Here is a 2,387-nt window from a genome sequence, read left to right as displayed (position 1 = left end):
AACACACACACACACACACACACACACACACACACACACACAGGCCAGACCTATTAATTAGCTTTTTCATACGCGCGCGCGAAGCGTGCCGTAAATCCATTATACACGGGGATTCCGGAAGGATTCTCCGTGCCGTTTTTCGTACCCTTTCCGCAACCGATATAAGAGAAAATAAGGAAAGATTTTATCCTCGCCCGACGGGTGCGGACAGACACGGGGTCTGTCCCTACACGTGCGGCCTTTCGGCCGAATTGGCATTGGCATTTTACAATTTCATCCGGCCCACTTCCGCCCTTGTCATCCACCTCATGACCCCTTTACCGATTAACGAAATAACAATGATTTTTTAATCACCAACACTTATTCATTATGAACAAAACATTCAAACGCGCCTACACCGCGCCATGGTGTAAGGCTATCGAAACAGAAATGGAACTTGGCTTCCTCGCCGGCAGTCCGGCCGTTCAGCCCGGTGGTGGCGGAGGAGGCGGAATTGTAGTCATTCCCGGAGGGGAAGACGGCGACGACACCGAAATCTCCGGAGCAAAGCAATCACAATGGGGCAACCTATGGGAAGATTAATCCCCAGCTCGGCAAACTCTGAAGTTCTAGCTCATCCGACGAGCTCCGAAGCCCCCCGAAACACAAAGAGCAAAGAAACAAGTAAACAACTCAAAGACTGAAAGAAAAGATGAAACAGAAACACATTTATAATCTCGCAGCGCTCCTCCTTGCGAGCAGTGCAGCCTTTATTTCGTGCAGCGACAACGACCTCGACGGCCCCCAAACTGATGGCGACCGCGGCGCATCCGTAGTGTTCAACATTAAAGACATTCAGCAGGATAACATCGCCAAGGTCGACGCCGCCACCCGCGCCGGCATAGCCCCGACGCTTCTCTACACCCCCGGCTTAACACAAGAAGACCTGGCCCCGCGCCGATTGGAAGCTGTATCATCCGACGGTCTCGACGCCTGCTTAATCGAAACAACCGTTGAGGGCATCAACCCCACCAAGCCCGACCCGTCGACCCGCGCGAAAGTAGAAACGAGCATCGAGCACGATTTCACCACCCTCGGCTATCGCGGCGAAACTGCCGGCACAATAAGCGACAAGCCCGAATGGTTCTACAGTAAGAAGACCAAGAAGAACGGCGAGCTCTACGAAACCCACTTCTGGAGCTGGGGCAAGCCCTACGGTCGCTTTTACGCTATCTATCCCGAAGCAACTGCAGCAAACAAAATCACCCTTTCACCTGCAACCCATCAAGGCACCCCCTACCTCGACTTTGAAGTGGAAGAGGAAGTGAAAGACCAGCACGACCTCATGACCGCCTGCTCCGGTGAAGTACACTATTCAATCAAAAACACCGCCCCAACGACAAACCTTGAGTTCCGCCACGCCCTAACAGCCGTAAAGTTTGCCGTGGGACAAAACCTGTCCTGGAATAAAGCTATAGACCGTGTAGAACTCCGTGGCGCGATGAGTAAAGGCAAATACATTCTCTCCGACCAGCTCGACGGTACCGGCGCCCAATGGGATGCTACGAGTCTATCGGTTCCTAAAAACTTCAAACTTCGAATAAACGCCCCAGGTGTAAGTACGAGCGAAGACCCCAATACCCTAATCATAGGTAAGTCAACCGACAACTTTACATTCTACATGATACCCCAGGAACTCACAGGTAAGAACATAAAAGCCTACTTCCATTTCACAGATGGTTCAGCCCTCACCATACCCCTCACCGGCAGATGGAAAGCAGGTACTACCAAAACCTACAAACTCTCTCATAAAAACAGCAACTGGAGTTATGTTCTTACCGCAACTCCTACAATAACGGCCAACTACGACCAAACCCAAACTATAACCTACAGCATCACTAGTTATCGCGAATCAGGCGGAACGAAGAAACCCGTTAAATGGGAAGTTGTAGGCTATGATGCCGATGGCGACGGCAATTTCACCATGGGTGAAAAGCCAGCCTGGGTAACCTCTCTAAGCAAAGAAAATGGCGATGGCGGCACGGTTGCCGAAACAGGTACTGCAACGGTGACTAAAGACGTAACCGACCTTCTGGCCAAGCGTAATAAAGACATGAAAGAAGCCACTCCACGCGGCACCTCAAGTAATTATTACGACCTGTCGACCCACAAGCTCGACGGTACAGTTATTCCCCGCAGCACCGCCAACTGTTACGTAATCTCTGCCCCCGGATTCTACAAGATTCCTCTCGTTTACGGTAATGCCATAAAGAACGGAAACAAGAACGAGAGTTCTTATAAGACCTCCAACACCGGCACATATATCTTGCAGAACTTCAAAGACCATCTAGGCAACGATATTAATGACCCATGGATTGAAAAGACCAACAGCGGGGCAAACAGCGGAG

Annotated in this window: 1 protein-coding gene and 1 pseudogene; both read left to right on the top strand. The window is 50.9% G+C overall.

Features of this window, described 5'->3' with window-relative positions; genetic code table 11:
- Positions 1 to 369 precede the first annotated feature (369 nt).
- On the top strand, positions 370 to 582 hold the full coding sequence (locus HMPREF9140_RS09950) for a hypothetical protein (protein WP_006953781.1): 213 nt from the start codon (positions 370 to 372) through the stop codon (positions 580 to 582).
- Positions 583 to 691: 109 nt separating this feature from the next.
- Positions 692 to 2,387: pseudogene (locus HMPREF9140_RS09945) on the top strand (hypothetical protein); the annotation flags it as partial.

This window comes from Prevotella micans F0438 (assembly GCF_000243035.1).
GTDB classification, from domain to species: Bacteria; Bacteroidota; Bacteroidia; order Bacteroidales; family Bacteroidaceae; genus Prevotella; species Prevotella micans.
Note: the sequence above shows the minus strand (reverse complement) of the source record. Positions and strands in the feature narration are given on the sequence as shown.